Annotated in this window: 20 protein-coding genes and 1 pseudogene; 9 read left to right on the top strand and 12 right to left on the bottom strand. The window is 61.6% G+C overall.

Annotation, left to right across the window (positions count from 1 at the left end):
• Positions 1 to 159 precede the first annotated feature (159 nt).
• Positions 160 to 1,086 (top strand): lytic murein transglycosylase B, encoded by a 927-nt coding sequence (mltB, locus tag HY836_RS09590; protein ID WP_367114667.1) that lies wholly within the window; start codon positions 160 to 162, stop codon positions 1,084 to 1,086.
• Between the two features lie 275 nt (positions 1,087 to 1,361).
• The gene (locus HY836_RS09585; protein WP_290675823.1) at positions 1,362 to 1,697 is read left to right on the top strand and encodes an H-NS histone family protein; all 336 of its coding nucleotides are present in this window, start codon (positions 1,362 to 1,364) and stop codon (positions 1,695 to 1,697) included.
• A 51-nt stretch (positions 1,698 to 1,748) separates the two neighbouring features.
• Here the strand turns inward: HY836_RS09585 and HY836_RS09580 are convergent, their stop codons facing one another.
• The gene (locus HY836_RS09580; RefSeq protein ID WP_290675821.1) at positions 1,749 to 4,586 is read right to left on the bottom strand and encodes a pitrilysin family protein; all 2,838 of its coding nucleotides are present in this window, start codon (positions 4,584 to 4,586) and stop codon (positions 1,749 to 1,751) included.
• Positions 4,587 to 4,768: 182 nt separating this feature from the next.
• On the opposite strand from HY836_RS09580, the gene HY836_RS09575 reads away from it, so the two are divergent.
• From HY836_RS09575 to HY836_RS09545, 7 genes are all read left to right on the top strand, one after another.
• Entirely contained in the window at positions 4,769 to 5,935 is a 1,167-nt protein-coding gene (locus tag HY836_RS09575) for an HlyD family efflux transporter periplasmic adaptor subunit (RefSeq protein ID WP_290675819.1), read from the top strand.
• Positions 5,932 to 8,739 (top strand): ribosome-associated ATPase/putative transporter RbbA, encoded by a 2,808-nt coding sequence (gene rbbA, locus HY836_RS09570; protein ID WP_290675817.1) that lies wholly within the window; start codon positions 5,932 to 5,934, stop codon positions 8,737 to 8,739. The genes HY836_RS09575 and rbbA overlap by 4 nt, the downstream gene beginning before the upstream one ends.
• Positions 8,740 to 8,749: 10 nt before the next feature.
• Positions 8,750 to 9,889 (top strand): ABC transporter permease, encoded by a 1,140-nt coding sequence (locus HY836_RS09565; RefSeq protein WP_290675815.1) that lies wholly within the window; start codon positions 8,750 to 8,752, stop codon positions 9,887 to 9,889.
• A gap of 76 nt (positions 9,890 to 9,965) precedes the next feature.
• On the top strand, positions 9,966 to 11,783 hold the full coding sequence (ftsH, locus tag HY836_RS09560; protein ID WP_290675855.1) for an ATP-dependent zinc metalloprotease FtsH: 1,818 nt from the start codon (positions 9,966 to 9,968) through the stop codon (positions 11,781 to 11,783).
• 121 nt (positions 11,784 to 11,904) lie between these two features.
• On the top strand, positions 11,905 to 12,867 hold the full coding sequence (locus tag HY836_RS09555; protein WP_290675813.1) for an HlyD family efflux transporter periplasmic adaptor subunit: 963 nt from the start codon (positions 11,905 to 11,907) through the stop codon (positions 12,865 to 12,867).
• The gene (locus HY836_RS09550; RefSeq protein ID WP_290675811.1) at positions 12,864 to 13,802 is read left to right on the top strand and encodes an ABC transporter ATP-binding protein; all 939 of its coding nucleotides are present in this window, start codon (positions 12,864 to 12,866) and stop codon (positions 13,800 to 13,802) included. Before HY836_RS09555 ends, HY836_RS09550 begins: the two co-directional genes overlap by 4 nt.
• Positions 13,780 to 14,928 (top strand): ABC transporter permease, encoded by a 1,149-nt coding sequence (locus tag HY836_RS09545; protein WP_290675809.1) that lies wholly within the window; start codon positions 13,780 to 13,782, stop codon positions 14,926 to 14,928. The genes HY836_RS09550 and HY836_RS09545 overlap by 23 nt, the downstream gene beginning before the upstream one ends.
• Positions 14,929 to 14,964: 36 nt before the next feature.
• On the opposite strand, the gene HY836_RS09540 is transcribed toward HY836_RS09545, so the two are convergent.
• From HY836_RS09540 to HY836_RS09490, 11 genes and pseudogenes are all read right to left on the bottom strand, one after another.
• Positions 14,965 to 15,474 carry a hypothetical protein gene (locus HY836_RS09540; protein ID WP_290675808.1) on the bottom strand — a complete coding sequence of 170 codons (510 nt, stop codon included), beginning with the start codon at positions 15,472 to 15,474 and terminating at the stop codon, positions 14,965 to 14,967.
• 119 nt (positions 15,475 to 15,593) lie between these two features.
• On the bottom strand, positions 15,594 to 17,231 hold the full coding sequence (gene ntrC, locus HY836_RS09535; RefSeq protein ID WP_290675807.1) for a nitrogen regulation protein NR(I): 1,638 nt from the start codon (positions 17,229 to 17,231) through the stop codon (positions 15,594 to 15,596).
• A gap of 52 nt (positions 17,232 to 17,283) precedes the next feature.
• Positions 17,284 to 18,402, bottom strand: a complete 1,119-nt coding sequence (gene glnL / locus HY836_RS09530) for a nitrogen regulation protein NR(II) (RefSeq protein WP_290675806.1) — start codon at positions 18,400 to 18,402, stop codon at positions 17,284 to 17,286.
• Positions 18,403 to 18,463: 61 nt separating this feature from the next.
• Positions 18,464 to 19,036, bottom strand: a complete 573-nt coding sequence (locus HY836_RS09525) for a hypothetical protein (protein ID WP_290675805.1) — start codon at positions 19,034 to 19,036, stop codon at positions 18,464 to 18,466.
• A gap of 174 nt (positions 19,037 to 19,210) precedes the next feature.
• Positions 19,211 to 20,629, bottom strand: a pseudogene (glnA, locus tag HY836_RS09520) (type I glutamate--ammonia ligase).
• A 292-nt stretch (positions 20,630 to 20,921) separates the two neighbouring features.
• Positions 20,922 to 21,725 carry a molybdopterin-binding protein gene (locus tag HY836_RS09515; RefSeq protein ID WP_290675804.1) on the bottom strand — a complete coding sequence of 268 codons (804 nt, stop codon included), beginning with the start codon at positions 21,723 to 21,725 and terminating at the stop codon, positions 20,922 to 20,924.
• On the bottom strand, positions 21,722 to 22,627 hold the full coding sequence (locus tag HY836_RS09510) for an EI24 domain-containing protein (protein ID WP_290675803.1): 906 nt from the start codon (positions 22,625 to 22,627) through the stop codon (positions 21,722 to 21,724). The genes HY836_RS09515 and HY836_RS09510 overlap by 4 nt, the downstream gene beginning before the upstream one ends.
• 50 nt (positions 22,628 to 22,677) lie before the next feature.
• A complete protein-coding gene (locus HY836_RS09505; RefSeq protein WP_290675853.1) occupies positions 22,678 to 23,652 on the bottom strand; it encodes a sterol desaturase family protein in 975 nt (324 codons plus the stop codon).
• Between the two features lie 33 nt (positions 23,653 to 23,685).
• The gene (locus tag HY836_RS09500) at positions 23,686 to 24,528 is read right to left on the bottom strand and encodes a polysaccharide deacetylase family protein (protein WP_290675802.1); all 843 of its coding nucleotides are present in this window, start codon (positions 24,526 to 24,528) and stop codon (positions 23,686 to 23,688) included.
• Positions 24,512 to 25,582 (bottom strand): YncE family protein, encoded by a 1,071-nt coding sequence (locus tag HY836_RS09495; RefSeq protein WP_290675801.1) that lies wholly within the window; start codon positions 25,580 to 25,582, stop codon positions 24,512 to 24,514. The genes HY836_RS09500 and HY836_RS09495 overlap by 17 nt, the downstream gene beginning before the upstream one ends.
• A gap of 100 nt (positions 25,583 to 25,682) precedes the next feature.
• Entirely contained in the window at positions 25,683 to 26,501 is an 819-nt protein-coding gene (locus HY836_RS09490) for a TIGR00266 family protein (protein ID WP_290675800.1), read from the bottom strand.
• Positions 26,502 to 26,675 lie beyond the last annotated feature (174 nt).

The raw sequence follows: 26,675 nt of genomic DNA, 5'->3' as shown, positions 1-26,675 counted from the left end.
GTCACGGCGCAAGCCAGCGCCGCCGTTGCGGCCAGCGAGGGCGACCTGATCACCAAAGGCATTGCCACTCCGGACATTCAAGCTCAGGATGCCAGATCGACACCCGGCGGAGGATCACCGGACAGTTACGCCAATCGAGATGACGCCCATCAACTCGCCGTGGAGATCGCCACCCGGATGTCGCTGGACCCTCAATGGGTGTCGCAGGCCATCGCCAAAGCTCGCTACCGCGAAAGCGCGGCCCGTCTGATGCTGCCGGCGCCCGCTGGTACGCCCAAAAACTGGGGCGTATACCGAAGCCGCTTTGTTGAACCCATCCGCGTCAAGGCCGGCGTCGCATTCTGGCGGGCCTACGAACCCGAACTTCAAAGAGCGCAAGCGAGTTATGGCGTACCAGCCAGCGTGATTGCCGGCGTATTGGGCGTTGAAACGATCTACGGCAAGCAGACCGGCAACTTCAGAGTGCTGGATGTATTGACCACACTGAGCCTGGACTTTCCCAAAGCACGCAGCGACCGCAGTGCGTTTTTCCGAACCGAACTAGGGCAATTCCTGAAACTCTGTCAGGAGCAAGGTATCGAGCCGGACAGCATGTTGGGCTCGTATGCTGGCGCGATTGGCTTGCCGCAATTCATGCCCAGCTCCATCCGCAGATATGCCGTGGACTTCGATGGCGACGGCCGCATTGACCTGCAGCGAAGCCCTGTTGATGCGATTGGCAGTGTGGCGCACTATCTTTCGCAACATGGCTGGCATGCACAATGGCCCGTGTATTTCGATATCAAGCCACCAAAGGATGAGCAGGCGCTTGCCAAACTGCTTGCGCCAGATATCGTGCCCAGTTTCTCGGTTTCAGACATGCAAGAGTTGGGCGCATCCTTGTCTGATGCGGCACAGAATCATCCCGGGCAACTTGCGCTGGTTCTTCTCCAAAACGGCAGAGACGAACCCACCTTGATCGCAGGCACTGCCAATTTTTATGCGATCACGCGCTACAACCAATCCAGCTATTACGCACTGGCCGTCACCCAGTTGGGCGAAGTTGTTTCCAAAGAAGCCTCCCGCCAAAATGCCCAAACTCCGTAATACAGCCCGCCCCGAGGCCTAGGTACTACTACTTATCTCGCATGATGAAGAATGGCTGTACTGCATGGGGTTCACGGCGCAATATAAGGTGCATTCGGACACCACATAGGTCTGCATCGATATATGGCGTTTGCAAGGAAATTTATTTTGTGTATAGAATCCATTGCAAGTCGATGTGAACGTACCGTGAAAGTCATTCCGCTACGTGTCATGGACTGTCGCTCCCACAAATAAGTATTCATTGCCCTAGACACCCGGGCCACAAAGGACACCACATGAGCAACTACCAAGAGCTTCTCGCTCAAAAGGCCGCGCTGGAAAAGCAAGCTGCGGATCTGGACAAGCAACTGCAGGACGCCCGTCGTGCCGAACGTGCTGGCGTGATCGCTCAAATCAAGTCCCTGCTGACCGAGCACGGCCTGACTGTGGCTGACCTGGGCCTCAAGCCAGGCAAACCCGCAACGGGCGGCAGCGCCTCGGCTGGTCGCAAGGTAGCGCCCAAGTACCGCAACGCTCAAACCGGCGAAACCTGGACGGGCCGCGGACTGCAACCCAAGTGGGTTCAAGCTGCCATTGCTTCGGGCAAGAAACTCGAAGATTTCGCGATCTGAATTTCAGATTGAAACAAAAAGGCCGGTCAACTGACCGGCCTTTTTTATTGTTCAGGGCTTTGTTGGTTTGAAATCACCTGCAAGACCCAATACAAACTGTTCGGGCTTCAGATACTTCTTCAAGGCCTGATTGACCTGATCCAGCGTCAGCGATTCAATGGCCGCATCAACCTGGGCGGCCAAGGCAAAGGTTCGATCAAGGTACAAATTGGCGGCCCAACCGGCAGCCAGACGCCCATCCTGCGCGCGCCCCAATCGACGGAAATTCAGCAAGCCACGTTTGCCCGCCTCAAACTCTGCCTGCGTGAAGCCCTGCGACAGTGCTCGGTGGATCTCTTCCTTGAAGGCTGACTCCACCTTGTCTCGGTTTTGTGGCGCGAAGATGGCCGAAGCAGTCCATTCGGAATGCTGTTCGACCGGATTCCAGTTCACGCTGCTGTACACGCTATATGAGAGACCTTCCTTTTCACGGATACGGTTCCACAAACGTGAGTCGCCACCGGCCCCCAGTAAATGGTTGGCCAGCATGAACGCAGCGTAATCAGGATCCCGGTCTGTCATGGCCAATGGCATGACAACCGACATCGCGGCATTCTGTTTATCCGGTGTGCCCAGCACCAACCGCGCAGGGGGCAATTTGATCAGGGGATTGGGCACACGCGCATAGGGTTTGTCGTTGCGCCAATCACCAAAGCCCGCCTGCAATGCCTGCTTGACCGCATGGGCCTCCATATCACCCACAGCGGCAAATTGCGCATGGCCTGCAGCCAGAAACTCGCTGTGGAATGCGCGCACGCGTTCAATCTGAACGGCTTTCCAGTCGGCTTCGGTTTCGGCAAAGGTGCGGGCATAACGCACATCGCCAAGCGGATAGGGATTGCCATGACGAGAGATCGCTTCAGCCAGCACGCCTTCGGGCTCCTTGCTCTGCTCTTCGAGCGACGCCAGCGCCTGCTGGCGCACCTCTTCCAGCGCATCTGCCGGCAAGGCGGGATGTCGCAGCACATCGGCGACCAGCGCGATCAATGCAGGCAGATGCGTTCGTCGGGTTGCCAGGTTGACGATCAACTGACCAGGCGCAGCGGCAAAACTCACCTCCGCCTGCAGGGCGTCGAGCCTGTCTTGCAACTGCTGACGATTCAACGTTGTCGTGCCCTTGTCCAGCAGGGCAGCCAGTGCGGCGGCCGCTTCGCCCCAATTGGCCAGGGATTTCTCATCACCATAACGCAAGGTCAGGCTGGCCTTGACGGCCTGACCACGGGTCGACTTGGAAAGCAGCGCAACCTTCATACCCGACGGCAAGGCAAAGCGCTGCGTGCGCGCATCGATATTGGCCGGGCTGGCATCGAAGGCCTCTGCCTTGGCCTGCGCACCTTGCGCCTTGAAGTCCTTGAACATGTCGGCCACGTTCACGCGATCTGGCTGCGGCGCGCGCTCAGGCGTTGAGGTAGGCACGTACTGACCCAGGGTGCGGTTGGAAGAAACAAAGACCTGCTGAGCCACACGCTGCACATCAGCGAGCTTGGCGTTCTTGATGCGGTCACGCGTCAGGAAAAACAAGCGCCAGTCGCCTTGCGCCACGGTTTCAGACAGGGCCACGCCAATGCGCTGCGGATCTGAAAAACCCATGTCCCACGACTTGAGCCATTTGGCCTTGGCGCGGTCCAGTTCTTCCTGCGTGATGGGTACCTGCTTGAGGGAGGCCTCGATCACTTCCAGCATGGCCTTGCTGGAGGTGGCCGGATCCTGTTGGGGCGACAGTTGGGCACCGAGCAGGATGAAACCGGGATCAGCCATGCCTTCCGAGAAACTGAACACACCGGCGGCGAGTTGCTTTTCCGTCAGGGCCTTGTGCAAACGGCCTGAAGGCGTGTCACCCAGGATCACGGAGATCAGCTCGATGGCAGCGTAGTCCGGATGCGCGCCAGGCATGATGTGATAGCCGGCGTACAGCAAAGGCACACCACCCACTCGGCGCAAGGTCACGGCGCGCTCACCATCCTGCACCGCATCCAGCGTGTAGAGATGCGGCAACTGGCGCGAAGGCTTGGGAATCACGCCAAAAGCTTCCTGCACCCAGGGCAGCACCTTGGCCGGATCAAACTTGCCCGACACGATCAACGTGGCGTTATCAGGCTGGTAATAGCGGCGGTAGAAGGCTTGCAAGCGGCTGATGTCCACGCCCTCCACATCAGCCCGAGCCCCGATGGTGGACTTGCCGTAGTTGTGCCACTGGTACATGGAAGAGATCGTCTTTTCCATGAGGATGCGACCAGCGTCGTTCTCGCCCATCTCCATCTCGTTGCGCACCACGGTCATTTCGCTGTCAAGGTCCTTGCGAGCGATGAAGCTGTGCACCATGGCATCGGCCTGCCAGTTCAGGTACCAGCGCAGGTTGTCGTCGTTGGCGGCAAAACTGGCGAAGTAGTTGGTACGGTCGTACCAGGTGCTGCCATTAGCGTTGAAACCGCGCTTGTTGAACTCGCCCCAGACCTGCGGGTATTTGGGCGAACCCTTGAACATGAGGTGTTCCAGCAGGTGGGCCATGCCGGTCTCACCATAACTCTCGTGGCGCGACCCCACACGGTAGGTCACGTTGACCGTGGTAGTGGGTTTCGAATCATCGGGAATCAACAGCACCTGCAGCCCATTGGCCAGACGGTATTCGGTGATGCCTTCCACCGCGGTCACCTGTTTGATCGCTGCAACGTCCTTTTTGACCACCAAAGTAGCCTTGCCAGAGCCCGTGGCCGGTGCGGCCATCACGGCCTCCGCCAAGGTGGAGGCGACCAGCAAGGCCAGGGCACTCAGCACCAGCCGTGGTGATTGACGAAAGCGGGAAACACGTGAACTGGATGAGATCGATGCGTTCATGGGTCGGGTCGTCATGACAAAAATAGGTCCGACAGCGGACCGAGCTTTACTGAGTGTAGGGGGCATGTGTAAAGGTTCCCTTTACAACTGAGCGCCGTGGGGATGTTCAGTGCATGGCATGGCTTTGTGCGAGGTCATCTTCGCTGACCTTGATGCATGGTAAAAAACAGTGTTCTCTCTGAACGAAAAGATCCAACATGACTGCCGACACAGGCCCCCTGGCCTCCCCGATCCGCAAGCGACTTGGCTGGGTGGTGCTGGCCTTGGTTGCCGCAGCAGCGCTGATCGCGTGGAACCGCCTCAAACCGCAGGGGATGCCACCCGGTATCGCAAGCGGTAATGGCCGTATTGAAGCCACCGACATCGACGTGGCCACACGCACGGCCGGCCGGCTCAAGGATGTGCTGGTCAAGGAAGGTGACGACGTCGAAGCCGGGCAGGTGCTGGCCCACATGGACACCGCCACGCTGGAGGCCGATTTGCAGCGCGCCCAATCTCAGATCAATCAGGCGCGCAATGCCAAGGCCACGGCGGCGGCCATGCTGGCCCAACGCGAACAGGCCGTGACCACGGCCAAGGCGGTGGTGTCGCAACGTCAGGCGGAGTTGCACCTGGCCAGCAAACAGCTGCAGCGCACGCAAGAGCTGGTTAACAAGGGCTTCCTGTCACCCCAGAAGCTCGATGAAATCCAGGCGCAGGTCATGAGCGCCAAGGCGGGTGTCAGCGCGGCGCAGTCTCAGGTGGCTGAAGCGAAGACGGCCATCACGGCCACCCGATCGCAATTGCAGGAAGGCGACTCGGCCATAGCCACCGCGCAAGCCAGCCTGGCACGCGTCCAGGCGGATCTGGACGAAAGCGTGCTCAAGGCCCCCAGGCCAGGGCGCGTGCAGGTGCTGGCGGCGCAAGCGGGTGAGGTCCTGGGCGCTGGCGGCAGGGCCATCTCGCTGGTGGATGTGGGTGATGTTTACATGACCTTCTTCCTCCCCGAAACCGCTGCTGGGCGTGTGGCCATCGGCTCGGAGGCCCGCCTGGTGCTGGATGCCGCACCTCAGTACGTGATCCCAGCCAAAGTAACCTTTGTGGCCAGCGTGGCCCAGTTCACCCCGAAAACGGTCGAGACCACGGCCGAGCGCCAGAAGCTGGTGTTCAAGGTGCGCGCCCAGATTGACCGCGCCCTGCTTGATCACTATCGCCAACAGGTCAAGACCGGCATGCCGGGCATGGCTTATGTGCGTGTACAGCCCGACACGCCTTGGCCCGACAAGCTGAATGTGGCGCTGCCTGACAAGGCCTATCCCAAGCCGGGCGACCCAAGCGCCCCGCAAGCGGTTGCATCCAGCGCGTCAAGCCAAGCAGCACCGTGAACCCGTCCGTTGCCCAGATCCGTTCGCTGAGCCACGCCTACAAGCGGGTCAAGGCGCTGGATGAGGTCACGCTGACGATCCCTGGTGGTTGCATGGTCGGCCTGATCGGCCCGGATGGCGTGGGCAAATCCACCCTGCTCGCCTTGATGGCCGGCGCGCGCCAGATTCAACAAGGCGAGATCGAGGTGCTGGGTGGCAGCATGGCCGGCGCCAGGCATCGCCGCGAGGTGTGCCCTCGCATTGCCTACATGCCTCAAGGCCTGGGCAAGAACCTCTACGCCACGCTGTCCGTGCGTGAAAACGTGGACTTCTTTGGCCGCCTGTTCGGCCACGAAGCCAGCGAGCGCCAGGCCCGCATCGATGACCTGCTGCACAGCACCGGCCTGGCCCCGTTCGCCGATCGACCTGCCGGCAAGCTCTCGGGCGGCATGAAGCAAAAACTGGGGCTGTGCTGCGCCCTCATCCACGATCCGGACCTGCTGATCCTGGACGAGCCCACCACCGGTGTGGACCCGCTGTCGCGCCGCCAGTTCTGGGAACTGATCGAACGCATACGCAGCAGGCGCCCAGGCATGAGCGTGCTGATCGCCACGGCCTATATGGAAGAGGCGCAGCGCTTTCATCACCTGATCGCCATGGATGGTGGGCGCGTGCTCGCCACCGGCACGCCCGCCGACTTGCTGGCACGCACCGGCTGCGAGGATCTGGAAGCGGCCTTCATTCGGTTGCTACCCGAACAAAGGCGCCAGGAGCACCATGCCTTGGTCGTGCCGCCACGCCAGGGCGAGGTTGGTGACATCGCCATTGAAGCGCACGGCCTGACCTGCCGCTTCGGCGACTTCACCGCGGTTGACCATGTCGACCTGGCCATCCACAAGGGCGAGATATTCGGCTGTCTGGGCTCCAACGGCTGCGGCAAGACCACCACGATGAAGATGCTGACCGGACTGCTGCCCGCAACCGAAGGCCGTGCCTCGCTGTTCGGGCACCCTGTGAACGCACAGGACATGGCCATCCGCCAGCGCGTGGGCTATATGTCGCAAGGCTTTTCACTCTACAACGAGCTGACCGTCACGCAGAACCTGGAACTGCACGCCAAGCTGTTTCATGTGCCTGCAGACCAGCGCGCCGCTCGCGTGCAGGAAATGATGCAGCGCTTCGAACTGGAAGCCGTGGCAGACGAACTCCCGGAGAAACTGCCCCTCGGTGTGCGACAACGCCTGTCGCTGGCCGTGGCCGTGGTGCACAAGCCGGACATGCTGATCCTGGACGAGCCCACCTCGGGCGTGGACCCGATTGCCCGCGATCGTTTCTGGGAATTGATGATCCAGCTCTCACGCGAAGATGGCGTGACCCTGTTCATCTCGACCCACTTCATGAACGAGGCTCAGCGCTGTGACCGCATCTCGCTGATGCATGCCGGGCGCGTGCTCGCCAGTGACACGCCGGCCGCGCTGGTTCAGCAGCATGGTCACGCCAATCTGGAAGACACCTTCATTGCCTTGCTGGAGCAGGCGCAATCTGCCGATCGGGTCGATCAGACGAATAAAAGTGGACTGGACGCACCAGATGAGGCCGACACAAGACATGCCGGCACGCTCGCCGACAACCCTGCGGAAACTGACACCGCTGCGCCCACCAGCCCAGCCGTCCGCGCTGCCTCTCCCCGCCCCCCCTCCACCCGCTTCAGTCTGGCTCGGTTGCTGAGCTATGCCCACCGCGAATCGCTGGAATTGCGGCGCGACCCCATCCGCCTGACCCTGGCCCTGCTGGGCACCGCGCTGCTGATGATCATCATGGGCTACGGCATCAGCATGGACGTGCAGGATCTGCGCTTCGCCGTGCTGGACCGAGATCAGACCACCCTGAGCCGGGACTACGTGCTCAACATCTCGGGCTCGCCCTACTTTCTGGAACAGCCCCCCATCCAGAGCGATGCCGATCTGGACAAACGCATGCGCAATGGCGAGCTGAGCCTGGCCATCGAGATCCCGCCGAATTTCATGGCCGACGTGCAACGTGGCCGCCCCACGAGCATCGGCGTGTGGGTGGATGGCGCCATGCCGCAACGCGCCGAAACCGTGTCCGGCTATGTGCAAGGCCTGCACGCCAGCTACCTGGCCGACAAGATGGCGCAAGCCGGCATGCAGGCCCCGGCACTGGCAGAGGTCGAGATCCGCTACCGCTACAACCCCGACGTCAAGAGCCTGTACGCCATGGTGCCGGCCGTGATCCCCATCCTGCTCATCTTCATCCCGGCCATGCTGACCGCATTGGGGGTGGTGAGGGAGAAAGAACTGGGCTCCATCATCAACCTCTACGTCACGCCGGTGACGCGGCTGGAATTTCTGCTGGGCAAGCAGCTGCCGTATATCGGCACGGCCATGGTCAGCTTCGTGTTGATGACGGCCATGGCGGTCTGGGGCTTTGGCGTGCCCCTCAAAGGCAGCCTGCTGGCACTCACGCTGGGTGCCCTGCTCTATGTGACGGCGGCCACCGGCCTGGGCCTGCTGATGTCCACCTTCACCAACAGCCAGATCGCGGCCATCTTCGGCACCTCGCTGGCCACCATGCTGCCCGCCATCCAGTTCTCGGGGATCATCAACCCGGTGTCCTCGCTGGAAGGCTTCGCCGCCGTGCTGGGGCGCATCTACCCGACCGGCCCCTTCCTGATCATCAGCCGTGGCACCTACTCCAAGGCGCTGGGCCTGGCCGAGCTGTGGCCGTATTTCATCCCGCTGGCAGTCGCCATCCCCGTGCTGACCATCATCAGCGTCGCCCTGCTCAAAAAGCAGGACAAGTGAGGACCAGCCCATGCACAGCCTGCTGACCTCACTGGCCAACATCTTCAACCTCGGCGTCAAGGAGTTGCGCAGCCTTTGGCGTGACCGGCTCTTGCTGCTCTTCGTGATCTGGGCGTTTTCCGGTGCCTTGTACACCGCCGCCAAAGGCGCACCAGACCGCCTGCACCGCGCGCCCATGGCCGTGGTGGATGAAGACCAGTCCAGCCTGTCACAGCGGGTGATCAATGCGTTTTACCCGCCCACCTTCATGAAGCCCAGCCTCATCAGCCTGAGCGACATGGACCCCGGCATGGACGCCGGCCGCTATACCTTCGTGATGGACATCCCACCCGACTTCCAGCGCGATGTGCTGGCCGGCAAGACACCCGCCATCCAGCTCAATGTGGACGCCACCCAGATGAGCCAGGCCTTTCTGGGCTCGGGCTACATCCAGAGCATCGCCCTGGGCGAGGTCAGCGAGTTCGTGCAACGTGAGCGGCGCAACAGCACCCCACCTGTGGACCTGGCCATGCGCATGCGTTTCAACCCGGCGCTCGACAACACCTGGTTCATGGGCGTGATGGAACTCATCAACAACGTGACCATGCTGTCCATCATCCTCACTGGGGCGGCCTTGATCCGCGAGCGGGAGCACGGCACCATCGAGCACCTGCTGGTGCTGCCGCTCAAACCGGTCGAGATCATGCTGGCCAAAGTCTGGGCCATGGGCGCCGTGGTGATGCTGGCCACGACGCTGGCCGTGCACTTCGTGCTGCGAGGCGCGCTGGCCATGCCGATCACGGGCTCGGTGGGTCTGTTCATGGCGGGTAGTACGCTGCACCTGTTTGCCACCACCTCGATGGGCATCTACCTGGGTACCGTGGCACGCTCAATGCCACAACTGGGGCTGTTGATGATTCTCGTGCTGCTGCCACTGGAAATGCTCTCGGGCGGCATGACCCCCAGCGAGAGCATGCCCGAGGTGGTGCGCTTCATCATGCTGGGCGCGCCCACCACACACTTCGTGAGTTTCGCGCAGGCCATCCTCTACCGAGGTGCCGATCTGAGCATCGTGTGGCCGCAGTTCGCCGCGATCGCGCTGATTGGCGCCGTGTTCTTCACCGCCGCTCTGAGGCGCTTCCGTTCTGCGGTCAGCCGCATGCAAACCTGACACCATGCCCTTGTTCAAACCCGGATCCAATCAGCCTGGCGGCCCCACCGATGGCGACAAGAAGCAGCCCTGGCCCATGAGCCCCTGGGGCATGGCCTTGATTCTGCTGACCATGCTGTGGGCGCGTGACCTGTGGGTCAACAACGCCCAGGTCCAAGCCATGCCCTACAGCGAGTTCGTCCAGCACCTGGAAGCCGGCGAAGTGGCCTCGGTGCGCGTGGCCAGTAACGTCATCGAAGGTGAATTGAAGAAGCCCCTGCCAGACGGCCGCCAGCGCTTCATCACCACCCGCATTGAACCGGGCCTGGCCAAAGACCTGTCGAGCTACAAGGTGCGCTATGAAGGCGTGGTCGAGAACACCATCGTGCACGATGTGCTCTCGTGGGTGCTGCCTGTGCTGCTGATGTTCGGGCTGTGGAACCTGCTGGCTCGCAAGATGATGAAGGACGGCGGCTTCGGTGGCGGCCTGGGCAGCATGATGGGCGTGGGCAAGAGCCGCGCCCGTGTGTATGCCGAGACCGAAGTCAGCGTGCATTTCGATGACGTGGCCGGTGTGGACGAAGCCAAGGACGAACTGCGCGAATCGGTGGACTTCCTCAAGAACCCCAAGTCCTACGGCCGCCTGGGCGCGCGCATGCCCAAGGGCATTCTGCTGATCGGGCCACCGGGTACCGGCAAGACCATGCTGGCGCGTGCCATGGCCGGTGAAGCCGGCGTGCCCTTCTTCTCCATCAGTGGCTCGGAATTCGTCGAGATGTTCGTGGGCGTAGGCGCGGCCCGTGTGCGCGACCTGTTCGAGCAGGCGCGCAAAGCCGCACCCGCCATCATCTTCATCGACGAACTCGACGCCCTGGGCCGCGCCCGCGGTGCCGGTCCCCTTAGCGGCGGGCACGACGAAAAGGAGCAGACGCTGGACCAGTTGCTCTCCGAGATGGATGGCTTTGATGCCAGCGTGGGCGTGGTCATCCTTGCGGCCACCAACCGCCCCGAGGTGCTGGACCCTGCCCTGCTGCGCGCCGGCCGCTTTGACCGCCAGGTGCTGGTGGACCGACCTGATCGCAAAGGCCGAACCGACATCCTGCGCGTGCACCTCAGAAAGATCACCACGGCCGCCGACGTGAACCCCGATGCCGTGGCCGCCCTGACGCCCGGCTTTGCAGGCGCAGACCTGGCCAACCTCGTCAATGAAGCGGCATTGCTGGCCACGCGCCGCAAGGCAGAAGCTGTTGAGGCGCGCGACTTCAACGACGCCATCGAGCGCATCGTGGCCGGCATCGAAAAGCGCAACCGCGTGCTGAGCCCCAAGGAACGCGAAACCGTGGCCTATCACGAGATGGGGCATGCCTTGCTGGCCATGTCTCTGCCTGGGGCCGATCCGGTTCACAAGATCTCCATCATCCCGCGGGGCATCGGCGCGCTGGGCTACACCATCCAGCGCCCCACCGAAGACCGCTTCCTGAGCACCCGCACCGAGCTCGAACACCGCATGACCGTGCTGCTGGGCGGCCGAGCAGCCGAGCAACTCATGCTGGGCGAGATCTCCAGCGGCGCCGCCGACGATCTGGCCAAAGCCACCGACATCGCGCTGGACATGGTGACGCGCCTGGGCATGTCAGCCGAGCTGGGCCAGGTCGCCTACGAGCGACAGCGCACGCCCTTTCTGGCCCAGATGCCGGCCTTCGGCTCCGAGCGCAACTACAGCGAAGACACGGCCCGCCACATCGACGAGGCGGTGCGTCAACTGGTCGACAAGGCCTTTGCCAATGCCACGGCCGGACTGCAAACCCGGCGCGACTTGCTGGAACAAGGCGCCCGGCTGCTCCTGGCCCACGAGACGCTCACGGAGGCCGAACTGGCCCCTCTGGCCGCGCAGGCCCGCACCCAGACCGCTTGACAAGAAACAACAGCTGTCACGAAAAAGGACAGTTGTCCTGAATCAGCAGGTATAACGCAGTCTGTCAAACCGAGGCTGGCATCGCAAAGCCAGCCAGGTCGTCGGATTCCGGAGTCGATACATGAACATCGTCAAGCTCGCTCAGACGGGGACTGGGCTGCTTCTGATCAGTTTGCTGGTGGCGTGCAAGCAGGATCCACTGCCCGCGTATTCTGGCTATGCCGAGGCCGACCTGATCTACATCGCCCCCTCTGCAGGCGGTGTCCTGCAGGATCTGCGAGTACAGCGCGGTGACCATGTCGAGATAGGCAAGCCATTGTTCCAGGTGGATGCCAGCGCCGAGACCTACAGCCGCGATGCCGCCGTCGCCCAGCAAAGCCGTGCCAACGCCCAACTGGCAGACCTGAGCAAAGGCCGCCGTTCGGAAGAAATCGCCGCCATTGAAGCCCAGCTTGTACAAGCCCGGGCTGCGCGCGACATGTCTACATCTCAGCTCAAGCGTCAGCGCGAACTGATACGCCAGGGTTTCGTATCCGCGGCCCAGATGGACGAGCTTGAAGCCACCCAGACCCGCGATGTCGCCCGCGTCAAGGAGCTGGAAGCCCAACTGGCCCTGGCCCGTGATGCCGCGCGCCCTGACACCATCCAGGCCGCACGCGCCGAAGTACAGGCTGCCAGCGCCCAGGTATCCCAATCCACCTGGGCCCAAGGCCAGAAGGCGCGCAATGCGCCGGTGAGCGCCACCGTTTTCGACGTGCTGTACCGCCCCGGCGAATGGGTGGCCCCCGGCTCCCCCGTGGTGGCCCTGCTGCCGGACAAAGGCGTGAAGGTCCGCTTCTTCGTGCCTCAGGCGGATCTGGCCAGAACCAAAGTTGGCCAGACTGTCAATGTGCAGTGTGATGGCTGCGGCCGCACGCAGGCACGGGTCAACTACATCTCCGCCCAGGCCGAGTTCACGCCGCCGGTGATCTACAGCAACGAGAGCAAGGGCAAGCTGGTCTTCTTGATCGAGGCCACGCCTGTGAGTGAACAGGCCCAGCTACTCAAACCCGGTCAACCACTGACCGTGAGCCTGGCGCCATGAACGGGTCTGACCTGGCGATTGATGTCCGAGGCCTGACCAAGGACTTTGGCGGGCGCACCGTCGTTGATGGCATCGACATCCAGGTGCGCCGCGGCGAGATCTGCGGCTTCCTGGGGCCCAACGGCAGCGGCAAGACCACCACCATCCGCATGCTGTGCGGCTTGCTGGAACCGTGCGCCGGCGAAGGCCACTGCCTGGGCTTTGATCTGCTCACCCAGTCGCGTCAGATCAAGCTGCGCACCGGCTACATGACGCAGAAGTTCGGCCTGTACGAAGACCTGTCGATCGAAGAAAACCTGCGCTTCATCGCCGAGGTCTATGACATGCCCAAGGGCCGTGAGCTGGTCCGCCAGACACTGGACAAGCTGGGCCTGTATGAGCGCCGCCAGCAACTGGCCGGCTCGCTGTCCGGCGGCTGGAAACAGCGCCTGGCACTGGCTGCCTGCCTCCTGCACGAGCCCGAGTTGCTGCTGCTGGACGAACCCACCGCCGGCGTGGACCCCAAAGCCCGGCGCGACTTCTGGCACCAGATCCACCTGCTGGCTGCAGAGGGCCTGACGGTCCTGGTCAGCACGCATTACATGGACGAGGCCGAGCGCTGCCATCGCCTGGCCTATATCTCCTACGGCAAGCTGCTGACCTCGGGCACCACGCAGGAGGTGATCGCCGGCTCGAAGCTCAAGACCTGGGAAGTAACCGGGCCAGCCCACAACCCACAGCTTGATCGCATCATCGCCCTGACGGAAAAACACAAGGACTGGATGGCGGTGCCCTTCGGTACCGAGATCCATGTCAGCAGCGTCACAGGGCGGGATTTCGGGGGCTGGCTGTCCAGCATCGAACCCCACCATCCCTGGCAGGTGCGCGCCATCCCTACCGGCCTGGAAGACGTCTTCATCCATCTGAGCCAGCATGCCCAAGACAATTTCCGATAAGGCCTTGTCATGGCGGCGCGTGTGGTCCGTGCTGCGCAAGGAATTCGTCCAACTGCGGCGTGACCGCCTGACCCTGGCCATGCTGATCGGCATCCCGCTGATCCAGCTCATCCTGTTTGGCTATGCCATCAACGGCGATCCCAAGCACCTCCCCACTGTTGTGGCGGCGGTGGACAACAGCCCGCTGAGCCGCAGCGTCATCCGTGCCATCGAGAACACCGGTTATTTCGACATCCAGGGCGTGGTCAGCGAGGCCGAGGCCGAACGGCAGATCAGCGCGGGGCTGGTGCAATTCGCCATCGTGCTGCCTTCGGATTTCAGCCGCAAGCTGCTGCGTGGCGAGCACCCGGTCATCGCCGTCTACGGTGATGCGAGCGACCCCTCCACCTCAGGCGGCGCCATCTCGGCACTCAACCAGTTGCCCGCGCAGGCCTTGCAAACCGAGTTGCGCGGCCCACTGGCCCACCTGCGCGCCAAGGACGCCCCTTTCGAGTTGCGCGTACACCGCCGCTACAACCCGGAAGGCATCACGGCCTACAACGTCGTGCCGGGCCTGATGGGCATCATCCTGGTCATGACCCTGGTGATGATGACGGCCATGGCCATGACACGCGAGCGCGAGCGCGGCACCTTGGAAAACCTGCTGGCCACACCGGTCAAGCCCATCGAGGTGATGATCGGCAAGATCCTGCCCTATGTGGTGATCGGCTATGTGCAGGTGCTGATGGTCTATGTGGCATCGCGCGTGTTATTCGATGTGCCCATGTTCGGAAGCTACCTGCTGCTCACCGCCTCGGTACTGATCTTCATCATCGCCACCCTGGTGGTCGGCTTTCTGTTTTCAACCGTGGCACGCACGCAGTTGCAGGCCATGCAGATGGCCATCTTCTTTTTCCTGCCCAACATCATGATCTCGGGCTTCATGTTCCCGTTCAGGGGCATGCCGACCTGGGCTCAGTGGATCGGCGAGGTGCTGCCGGTGACCCACTTCCTGCGTGTGGTTCGCGGCGTGATGCTCAAAGGCTCGACCCTCGCCGAGGTAGGCCACGAGATGTGGCCCATGCTGGCCTTCACGCTGATCGTGGGCGTATTGGCCATGCTGCGCTACCGGCAGACGCTGGATTGAACGGGCTGCAACGGCCAAGCCGCGCAGCCACCACACTCACTTGGCTGCAGGCGCCGCTTGCGGCGCCGTCACCTTGGGTGCCAGCATCACGCGGGTCTTGCCGCTGGTCGTCACGAGGATCACCGCATCGCCCGGATTGAAGGTTTCGTTGCCCTTGGCCTGCACAATGGAGCGGCGCTGGCCATTGGCGGTCTGCAGCAGGATCTCGATGGCGTCCTCACGCGTACCGAAGCGCTCCACCGCATTGCCCACCACAGCACCAACCACCGCACCGGCCACGCCGATCATGGCCGAACTGCGGTTGTTGCTGGACGCGCCCACGCCGGCTGCACCACCCAGCACGGCGCCCGTCACGGCGCCACCACCGCTTTGACTGCCCTCGATCACGACGGGGCGCACATTGAGCACCACGGCGTCCTCAACCTGGGACATGCGCTGGGCATTCTCAGGCTTGATCACGTCGGGGCTGGTTGTCGAACAGGCCGCCAGAACCGCCAGGGACACCGCAGCCACGGACTTCATGGTCAACTGCACGATTTGCTTCATACACACACTCGCTTCAACAGAAAACGGGTGCCCGGAAACAGCAAAGGGATGGCACCCCATCCCTTCACTGTATCGCAGTCGTGTTGGGCTTTTGTAAAGAAGCCCATAAGGTATCGCGGTCAGTCGTCAATACCCAGTTCCTGGATCTTGCGCGTGATCGTGTTGCGACCAATGCCAAGCTTCTGGGCGGCCTCGATGCGACGCCCACGGGTCAGGTCCAGCGCCGTGTGAATCAGGCTGGCTTCGAACTGGCGGGTCAAGGCATCCCAGACATCTGTCTGGCCGGATTCGAGCCGCGCACGCGCGTCACGCTCCAGGTCCTTCAACCACGTCGGCGCCACCGCCACCGTAACCGGCAGCGCATCTTGCCCACCCTCAGGCACCACCACGGCAGACGGCACAGACGGTGCGGCGGCATTTGGCAAACCAGATGAAGCCTGATAGACAGGCGCCAATGTTTCACCCGGCATCCCTTGCCAGCCTTCAGGCGAAGGCCGCACCGCATCTGCAGTACCGCTGTATGCTGCCGCTTCAGGCGCGGCCGTGTTGGCCACACTGGCGGCAGCGAGAGGCTCAGGCATTGCCAGGGAAGACACACCCACCTTGCTGTCCAGCAACTCTGGCGGCAGATCCTTGGACTCGATCACCTGCGCTGGCGCCATCACGGTCAGCCAGTGGCAGATGTTTTCCAGTTGACGGACGTTGCCAGGGAAGTCGAACGCAGCCAGCCGGGCCAGCGCCTGTTCGGAAATGCGCTTGGCCTCTACACCCAGATCCTTGGCGCTCTTTTGCAGGAAAAAGCGCGCCAGCGTCGGGATGTCTTCTCGGCGTTCGCGCAAGGCTGGCAGGCGCAGGCGGATCACGTTGAGGCGGTGGAACAAGTCCTCACGGAACACGCCATGCTTGACGCGGTCTTCCAGGTTCTGGTGGGTTGCGGCAATCACCCGCACGTTGCTTTTGAGCGGGTGGTGGCCACCGACACGGTAGAACTGACCATCGCTCAACACGCGCAGCAACCGCGTCTGCAGGTCAAAGGGCATGTCCCCGATTTCATCGAGGAACAAGGTGCCGCCATCGGCCTGCTCGAAGCGGCCACGACGCATGGTCTGCGCACCCGTAAAGGCGCCGCGCTCATGGCCGAACAGTTCGGACTCCAGCAGATCCTTAGGGATCGCAGCCGTGTTGATCGCCACGAAAGGCCCATTGCCACGAGGGCTGTGCTTGTGCAGCGCGCGTGCCACCAACTCTTGACCCGAGCCTGATTCGCCAGTGATCATCACCGTCACATTGCTCTGACTGAGGCGGCCAATGGCACGGAACACGTCCTGCATGGCCGGCGCCTGCCCCAGCATCTCCGGCATCTGCGTCACGCGCTCGTCGATCACCTCTTCGCGCACGCTCTCATCCACGGCACGGCGGATCAGCTCGACCGCCTTGGGCAGGTCAAAGGGCTTAGGCAGGTACTCGAACGCGCCGCCCTGGAAGGCCGACACGGCACTGTCCAGATCCGAATACGCCGTCATGATGATGACAGGCAGACCCGGCAGACGCGCCTTGACCTTGGACAGGAGGTCTATGCCGGAGCCACCCGGCATGCGGATGTCAGAGACCAGCACCTGAGGTTCGTCCTCATCGAGTGCTGCCAGCACATCACGGGGGTTGGTGAACACGCGAACGGGCAAGCTCTCGCGGGTCAGTGCCTTTTCAAGCACAAAGCGGATGGATTGGTCGTCGTCAACGATCCAGATGGGTTTCATGCTGGCCTAGTGTGGATGGCATCCCGAACCGGATACGTCGCGGTGGCCGGCGTCACGGTAGTGGTATCAGTATTTTGAATACCGTGCGTCCTGGCTCGCTTTCGCATTCGATGGTGCCTTGATGCTGTTGAACGAAGGTTTGCGCCAAAGTCAGGCCCAGACCGGAACCACCCTCACGCCCCGACACCAACGGGTAAAAAATGCGATCGCGGATGGTTTCCGGGATTCCCGGGCCGTTATCTTCAATATGCAAGACCAATGCCAGCCGGTGCAAATGGCGGTTGATGGTGACCCTTCGCATCACCCGGGTGCGCAAGGTCAGCTTGGCATCACCGGCGGCAATACGCTCTGACAGGGCTTGCGCCGCGTTGTGCGCGATATTCAGCACCGCCTGAATCAACTGCTCACGATCGCCCCGGAACTCGGGCAGGGAGGTGTCGTAGTCACGCCAGACCTTCAAGCCTTTGGGGAATTCCGCCAGGATCAGGGAGCGCACCCGTTCACACACCTCGTGAACGTTGACATCCCCCACCAGATGCGGGCGCCGATGTGGTGCCAGCAGGCGATCGACCAGCGCTTGCAGACGATCAGCCTCGTGGATGATGACCTGGGTGTACTCCGTGAGGGATTTGTTCTCCAGCTCCATCTGAAGCAACTGCGCCGCACCACGGATCCCGCCCAGCGGATTCTTGATCTCATGGGCCAGGTTGCGGATCAACTCCTTGTTGGCCTGCGCCTGATCCAGCGCGCGCTCTTCCCGCTCCTGCTTGGTCTGCTGTTCGATTTCGACCAGTTCGATCAGCACATGGGCCGTGAGGTCCATCTTGGTGACGATGACCTGTACAGGCAGCGGGTCACCTGCCATCACATGCAGATGCCGCTTGAGCTCCGCCTGCAGGCGGCTGGTTGCGAACTCGTTGCGCGCCACCGCCGTGACGATCTCCTTGAGCAGAGCCGGATCGACGAACCAGTCGTAGATGGACTCGCGCATCACGCTGCGACGAGACAATCCCAGCACCTCTTCAAACACCGCATTCGCAAACAGGCAGCGCCCGTCTGGCTCGACGACCGCCACCATCGTGGCCAGGTGATCGAATGCTGTCAGCTGCGCGGACAACTCCTGTGAGCCGCGCCTGGTGGTCTTGACCGACGCCTCTGCCTTGTTGCCCATGACTGCCTTTACTCTGCCTTGACTCTACCGTTACGCGCTCTTGTGCACACCCCGCAGGCGCTTACTTGCTGGCAGACGCGCCGCCCAGATTACCCAGCTCGCGTTTGAGTGCAGCCACGTCAGCTTCCTTGCGGGTGATCGCAGCCTTCATTTCATTGACGCGATCCTGGTACTTCTGGAAATTGCGCTCGTCACCCTTGCGATCGGGCTGACCGTTGTTGAATTCCTTCTGCAAGGAAGACAGGGTCTCCTCTTCCTTGCGCAGCTCGGCTTCCAGAATCTTGCGGCGATCGGCGTCGCGAGCCTTCTGATCGTCTGCCGACACTTTCTCGCCCGTGCTGCTGCCGCCAGAGGACTTGCCGCCACTGCCGCCTTTCGGCGCAACGGACTGGATCACCGTGATGGGTGCGCCATCCAGCGTCTTGCAGCCCTTGTCGTGAGCCTCCTTGGCTGACAGAGCATCGGTGTACAAATTGCCGGGGCACCGATAAACCGGCTTGTCCTCGGCTTGCGCGGGTGCGTGACTCAAGGTGGCCAGCATGGCCAAGGTCACCCACCTCGACAAGCTGCCAGCACACCTGGACGTGCCTCGACCCGACTGATCCACAGGAAGGTGATAAGCCATATCCGTCATGTTGATTCATTGATGTGGCAAACAGTATGCCCTCAAGCCAGGGGCGCTGGTCAAGCGCACAAGCGCGCGTTTACATGACACAACGCCCCGAAGGCTGAATCGGGCAATAAAAAAGGGCGACTTGCGTCGCCCTTTTCGAGTGGCCTTTGCAGACCACACTGGCATCCCGAAGGATTACAGCGCGTAGTACATGTCGAATTCGACAGGGTGCGTGGCCATGCGGAAACGCGTCACTTCCTGCATCTTCAGCTCGATGTAAGCGTCGATGTAGGCGTCGGTGAACACGCCACCCTTGGTCAGGAAGGCACGGTCCTTGTCCAGATATTCCAGAGCCTGATCCAGGCTGTGGCAAACGGTCGGGATCAGTGCGTCTTCTTCTGGAGGCAGGTGGTACAGGTCCTTCGTGGCGGCTTCGCCCGGATGGATCTTGTTTTCCACGCCGTCCAGACCAGCCATCATCAGGGCCGAGAAGGCCAGGTATGGGTTGGCAGAAGGATCGGGGAAACGTGCTTCGATACGGCGGCCCTTGGGGTTCGCAACGTAAGGAATACGGATCGAGGCCGAGCGGTTCTTGGCCGAGTAAGCCAGCTACACAGGGGCTTCGAAGCCAGGAACCAGACGCTTGTAGCTGTTGGTACCGGGGTTCGTGATGGCGTTCAGGGCACGAGCGTGCTTGATGATGCCACCGATGTAGTACAGAGCGAATTCGCTCAGACCAGCATAGCCTTCGCCTGCGAACAGGTTCTTGCCGTCTTTCCAGATCGACTGGTGAACGTGCATGCCGGAACCGTTGTCACCAACGATAGGCTTGGGCATGAAGGTGGCGGTCTTGCCGTAAGCATGTGCCACGTTCGTGATCACGTACTTTTGCAGTTGCAGCCAGTCAGCGCGTTCGGTCAGGGTGCTGAACTTCGTGCCGATTTCCATCTGGCCGGCGTTCGCCACTTCGTGGTGGTGCACTTCGACAGGGATGCCGACCGATTCCAGAATCAGGCTCATTTCAGAGCGCATGTCCTGGAAGGAGTCAACGGGAGGCACGGGGAAGTAGCCGCCCTTGACGGTGGGACGGTAGCCGCTGTTGCCGTGTTCGAATTCCTTCGAGGTGGACCAGGCGCCTTCTTCCGATTCGATCTTGAAGAAGCTGCCCGACATCTCGTTGCCCCAACGCACGGAGTCGAAGACGAAGAATTCGGGTTCCGGACCGAAGTAGGCGGTGTCGCCCAGACCGGAGGACTTCAGGTAGGCTTCAGCGCGCTTGGCCAGCGAGCGAGGATCGCGCTCGTATGCCTTGCCATCGGTAGGGTCGATGACGTCGCAAGTCAGGATCAGGGTGGGCTCTTCGAAGAAGGGGTCGATGTTGGCCGTGTTAGGGTCAGGCATCAACTGCATGTCGGAGGCTTCAATGCCCTTCCAGCCGGCGATGGACGAGCCGTCGAAGGCATGGCCCGAGACGAACTTGTCTTCGTCAAAATGAGACACAGGCACGGTCACGTGCTGTTCTTTGCCACGGGTGTCAGTGAAGCGGAAGTCAACGAACTTGACTTCGTTGTCCTTCACCAGCTTCATCACGTCGGCGACGGTCTTGTTGGCCATCAGGTGCTCCTAGCAAGAGGCTTAATGTGAATGCGAGAAGAGAAAATATGTCTGTTTCCAGATCAGAAACAGCGCGCAAGTGTAATAGCAGAAAGCGTGCCTCAAGGTCGTGACAGATCAAGCTTTTGAATTCCTTGCACGGGAAATCCCCCGCCAGATCGCACCGAAGCGGATCACGAAGTCCGATTCGCCATGCACTTGAAGGGGACAAGATTCAAATCGTGAAATCTCGGAAGCCTCTCTGCCGAACTGGGCACCTCCACAAATGCACTATATAGGTGCACAAGCGTGATCAACCCTGGTTGCGCACCAATATTGGGCCAGTTTTTGCACCAAGCTTGAGCAGACCTTGCTGCAGGTATGCAAACGCCTCCTCGACCTCTTGCGCCCCCCCTTTGACGCCCAGTTCGATGTGGCGTCCATGCACCGGATGGTCTACGCTGGGCAGGCTGAACACTTTCACCGGCGCATAGCGGGATTCGACTTCCACCATCAAAGGCGTGAGCACCGACTCGATCGCGCCATAGACCACGACAGCTTTCTCTGCCAGTTGCCCCTGCCCGTGCAGATCCGCGTGCAACTCGTCGAGCGCCCAGGCCATCATGGGCCAGGCCATGACAGGAAAGCCTGGCAGGAAGTGCACGCGCCCCTCCAGCGTGAATCCGGGAATCTGGTTGTAGGGGTTGGGGATGATGTCCGCGCCAACGGGAAAGAAACCCATCTGCAGGCGTCGCTGTGTGTCAGCCGAATCTGGCTCGAAAGGCTTGCCATCCTGCTCTGCCAGGACTTTGCAGCGATCCAGGATCAACGCCCTGGCTTGCGGATGCAATACCAGTTCACGGCCCGTGGCTTTGCCGGCGCAAGCACGCGTGTGGTCATCAGGCGTAGCGCCAATGCCACCAAACGAGAACACCACATCACCGCTGTCCAGCGCGTGCCGAAGGTCGGCCGTGATGCGCTCGGGCTCATCACCCACATAGCGCACCCATGAGACGGCCATGCCGCGCTCGGAGAGCAACTCGATGGCCTTGCTCAGATGTTTGTCCTGGCGGCGTCCGCTGAGGATTTCGTCGCCAATGATGATGAGTCCGATCATGTGGATGTCCCGATGTGGATGTCGACCGTGTCGCCAGACACTGATGAAGATGGGGAAGCCTGGCGCTGGGCCTGCAAGGCACTCAAAAGAAAATGCGCGAACCAAAGGCTGGAGAAGGCGAACACCAGCGTGTAAAGCCACACCGACAGCAGCACCATCAGCGGTGCCAGAATCACGGTCAGCGCCCCCATGGCCCACAGCGCAGCCGGTGCTGCGCCAATGTAGCCACACAGGATGCCCATGCCCAGCAGGCTGCCATGGTGGCGCTTGAGCAGGACCTCCCGCTCGGTCGGCGATGCCACATCCACCAGGGTGTCGAAAGCCATGACGCGGTAGGTCAGCCAGCCCCAGATGACGGGCGGCACCAACACGGCAAAGATCGGCATCAGCCACAAGGGCAGGCTCACCACAAACAGGGCCAAAGCCGTTATCGATGCCCCTGCCGACCACAATAGCGAGCGCCACCAAGGGGTTGCATCACGATCGAGCAATTGAGGAAATCGTCTGTGGCGAACGAGCTTGACCAGGGATGGTGTCATCAACCCCGCTACCAGCAGCAGGCACACGACAATCACCAGCGGCACGACCATGAGCACCAGCAGAAAGGGTGCTGCGGCCGTTCGCAGGAAGCTCAAGCCTGCGCGATCAAGCCAGGCCAGCACGTTATGGCTGATACCCCAGGTATCCAACGCCTGCCGCACCGCAGCCACACCTGGCTCCCAGCCGAACCATCCCAGAAGCCCCAGACCGGTGGCAGCCAGGATCAAGGGCAGAAGAGACAGATAGATCACACGCGGGTGCAGACAATACGCCACAGCCCGCCAGGCCGAATCGGCCATCAGCGCCGTAGACGAGATCGAGGTGCCAGAAGACAAGACAACATTCAAGGGGGATCGCTGCATGGCTGCCAGCATACCCAAGGTCGGGCGAGTTGGCCTCGCCCGCTTTCGCTTTAGCCTTGACCGATCAGGCGCTTGAGCCCCAGCCATTGCTGAGCCCAGAAGCCTTCTCCGTAGTCCCGCCCACCTTCCTCGGGCAACTGATCGCGGATGCCCGTAGCGGCAAACTGGCCATCGAACCGTGCGGTGCGAAACACGATGTCCCAGATCGGGAACAGGACGGCAAAATTGCAGCCACCCAGTGAACCGGGTTTGTTGCCTTCATGGCCCAGACCAATCGCGTGGTGCAGGCGGTGGAACTTGGGCCCTACGAGCAGACGCTCCCCCAGCCAGCCAAAAGTCAACCTTGCGTTGGCATGCGACAGGTTCTCGATCAACTGGGTGACCGCGACCACCGCCACGAACCGCCCTGGCGGCACACCGATGGCGCGTGCCGTGAACGCGATGATCAGGTCGCGGATGACGTCATCAAGCAGGTGGTTGCGGTTGTCGCTCCACATCGTCATGTGGCGCTGGCTATGGTGCACCGCGTGCAGTGCCCACCAACGGTTGACTTGATGTTGGCCGCGGTGGATCCAGTAATCCACCAGATCGAACACCAGCAAATACAGCACGAAACTGGCCCATGCCGTGTCGGTCACGCCCGGCCACCAGGGCGCCATGGCGGCGTCAAGCTGCATGCCATCCAGACCATTCACACGGGCCTGGCCAAACAAGCCATCCAGCAAAGGCTCGACGGAAAAGAACATGGCCACGCGGAACACACCCAAGCGGTGCAGGAGTGTGTAGATCACATCGGCTCTCACACCCCTGTCAAAGCCAAAACGCTCGACAGGCCGCCAACGTTGCAATGGTGCGATCAGGCACAGCATCAGCAATAGCTGGATGAGCCCCACCAGCAACCAACCAGTCGCCGCATAGGCATCTTCGAGCAGATTGCCCATGCCTGCCGCAAACATGGCGGGCTGCACGGCGTTTTCGAACAGCCATTGCTGAACCTGCCCGAAAGCGTCGGTCAGCGGGGTGATCAGCGTCTCATCAATCATGATGCGATGTTGAATTCAAGGCTTGAGCGGGGCCGGCCCCGCAGCAGCAAAATCAGGATGCGCACGCAGCGTCGCGAAACACAAGCCACGTGCCTGCAGCCCCACGATGAGCGGCTCCAGCACGGCGGGCGCCCAAGGGTCCTGCCGTGACCAGATGCCCAGGTGCATCAGGAGAATCTCCCCCTGGCGTACGTTCTTCAGCGCCCGATTGAGCAAGGCGGCATTGGGGTAACGATCACTGGACAACTCATCACCGAGGAAGCCCGCAGGCGTCCAGGGCACGTGCTGCCAGCCACAGGCTTTCGCGGCAGCCAGCAAGGCCGGCGATGTCTTGCCGCCAGGCGCTCGAAAAATAGCCCGCATGGATTGGCCCGTCATCTCCTGGAAACGCCGGGCTGGTTGAGCAAGTTGAGCGCAATACTGCTGGGCGGTGAGCGTTTGCACCTGCCCGGCCTGCGGACCGGCCGAGCCCTTGAATCTGAAGCGGCCAGCCACATCGGCTTGCCAGCTCAGGTGGTCCCAGGTGTGGGAACCAAAGTCGTGACCTTGTGACGCCAGCGCCTTCCACCACGGGGCCCATTGCGCATCCAGCGTGCTGCCCTCGGTCTTGCCATCGACACGCTGGGTGCGCTCGTTGGCCAGAAAGAAGGTGGCCTTGACACCATGGCGTTGGAGCGTGTCCACGATCAAAGGCGCAACACCCATGTGGCCAGTGTCAATGGTCAGGTAAACGGGCTTGTCACAGCGCTCGGCAGTTGGCGTATCAGCCCATACCGACCCGGCACTCAGGCACAAAACAGGAAGACAAACCCCGAGCGTGCCCGCCACAGCCAAGGCGACATCAGTTGCGCGGCGCATGGTCCAGCGTCCACACGCCGTGCGGCGAACGTCCCAGTGGAATCTGACGGATCACCTTTTGCGTGACCGTGTCGATAAAAGTCAGCTTGCGTGCCCAGCGCGAAGTCACCAGGATGGTCTTGCCATCCGACATCAGGTCCATGCAGTCCGGGCCACCAGGCGCCGGATAAGTGGCCACCACCGACATGGTCTGCATGTCGATTTTGCTGATCGTGTTAGCCACCCGGTTACTCAACAGAACATGGCGTTTGTCACCCCAGGCTCGAAACGCATGAGCGCCCTCGCCTGTCTTGATGCGTTTGCTCAGAACGGGCTTGGGACCGGTAATGTCATACACCTCGACATAACTGTCGCCGGTCAGGCCGATCATCAACTGTTTGTCATCTGGCGTGAGAAATATATCTGCCGGCAGCTTGCCCACTGGCACCTTCCAGCGCGGCGTCTGCGTAGCCAGATCAATGGCAATCAGTTCATCGCTGTCCTGCATGGTCACATAAGCGACCGTGCTCTTGCTGTCCACATTGATGTGGCTGGGCGTTTTACCAGTAGGAACACGCTTGACCAGCGAAACATCCACGCCACCGCCCTGACGGGGCATCGAGCGGTAAATGTCCACGTGGTTGAGCCGATTGGCTGCCGTGATGAACCACTTCATGTCCGGCGAAAAACGCAGTTGATAGGGGTCGGCAATGCCCTCCATCACGCGCTGCACCTGCCCTGTCTTCGGGTCCACCAGGGTCATGGAATCAGCCCGCGCATTGGCGACCATGAGCGACTTCTCGTCCGGCGTGAGGTAGAGGTGATGCGGCTCCTTGCCTGTGGGCAAGCGGCGCAACTCTTTGAAACTCACCGGGTCGACCACGCTGATCGTGGCGTCCAGCGAGTTCAAAACAAAGATGGGCGGCTTGGCGTGCGAGGTCGCAGCAGGTGCGGATGCAGTCTGAGAGGCTGCAGGCGAGCCAAGCCCAAGGCTCAACACGCCCGCTAGCAAAGCGCCGGCGAGACGCCCAAAGTGGACATGTCGTGCGGCGCTCGGATTGTCTGTGCGGTTCATCGGATAACTAAGCTTCGGTCAAGCTCTCCAGTGTAAGCCGGCCCAGAGTCAGGCCAGACCGCTGCTCGTGTATCGCCAGCCATCCAGCGCACCAAGCCAGTCAATTGCGATCGCTGCCCAGAACCGATCCCAGCAGACCGCCGGAGCCACCCAGGCTGCTCAGCAGATTGCCCTCTTCGCGGCCACCACTGCCAGTTTGGGGCGCGGCGGCAAAGATGCGGGAGGCCAGTCGCGAGAACGGCAAGCTCTGCAGCCAGACATGGCCGGGGCCCGTCACCCTGGCCAGGAACACACCCTCGCCGCCAAACATGGCCGTCTTGATCTTGCCCACGTATTGAATGTCGAAATCCACGCCTGACGTGTAGGCCACCAGGCAGCCTGTGTCGACCAGAAGGGTTTCGCCGGCCTTCAACTCACGCCGCACGACCGTACCGCCTGCGTGCACAAAGGCCATGCCATCGCCTTCCAGCTTTTGCATGATGAAACCCTCACCACCAAAAAAGCCGGTCCCGAGCTTGCGCTGAAAGGCAATCCCCAGGGACACGCCACGCGCGGCGCACAAGAAGGCATCCTTCTGGCAGATCAGCATGCCGCCGAGCTGCTTGAGGTCCATCGGCAGGATCTTGCCCGGGTAGGGGGCCGCGAATGCCACGCGCTTCTTGCCACTACCCTGGTTCTGGTAAACCGTTGTGAACAGACTCTCCCCGGTGATCAGGCGTTTGCCCGCCCCCAGCAACTTGCCAAAAATGCCGCCTTGTTGCGGCGATCCGTCACCAAAGACCGTGTCCATCTCAATGCCGGACTCCATGAACATCATGCTGCCGGCCTCGCCGATGGCAGCCTCGCCCGGGTCGAGCTCGACCTCCACGAACTGCATTTCAGCGCCTTTGATTTCGAAATCCACAACGTCCATCGCCATCTCAGTGTTCTCCTGTAGTCAATACCCCGGCAGTGCGGGATTCACACAGCGCGTTGCATGCGTGAAAATAGGACGCACAACAAAGAACTGTGCAGGGGTACCATGAAGGAGGATTTTGTCCGACTTCCGGACATCATGTTGCGACCAAGCAGTTAAAAGCCGCAATGCCTCATT

The organism is Aquabacterium sp. (assembly GCF_016234775.1).
Taxonomy (GTDB): domain Bacteria; phylum Pseudomonadota; class Gammaproteobacteria; order Burkholderiales; family Burkholderiaceae_C; genus Aquabacterium.
This window is presented reverse-complemented; position numbering and strand designations above follow the sequence as displayed.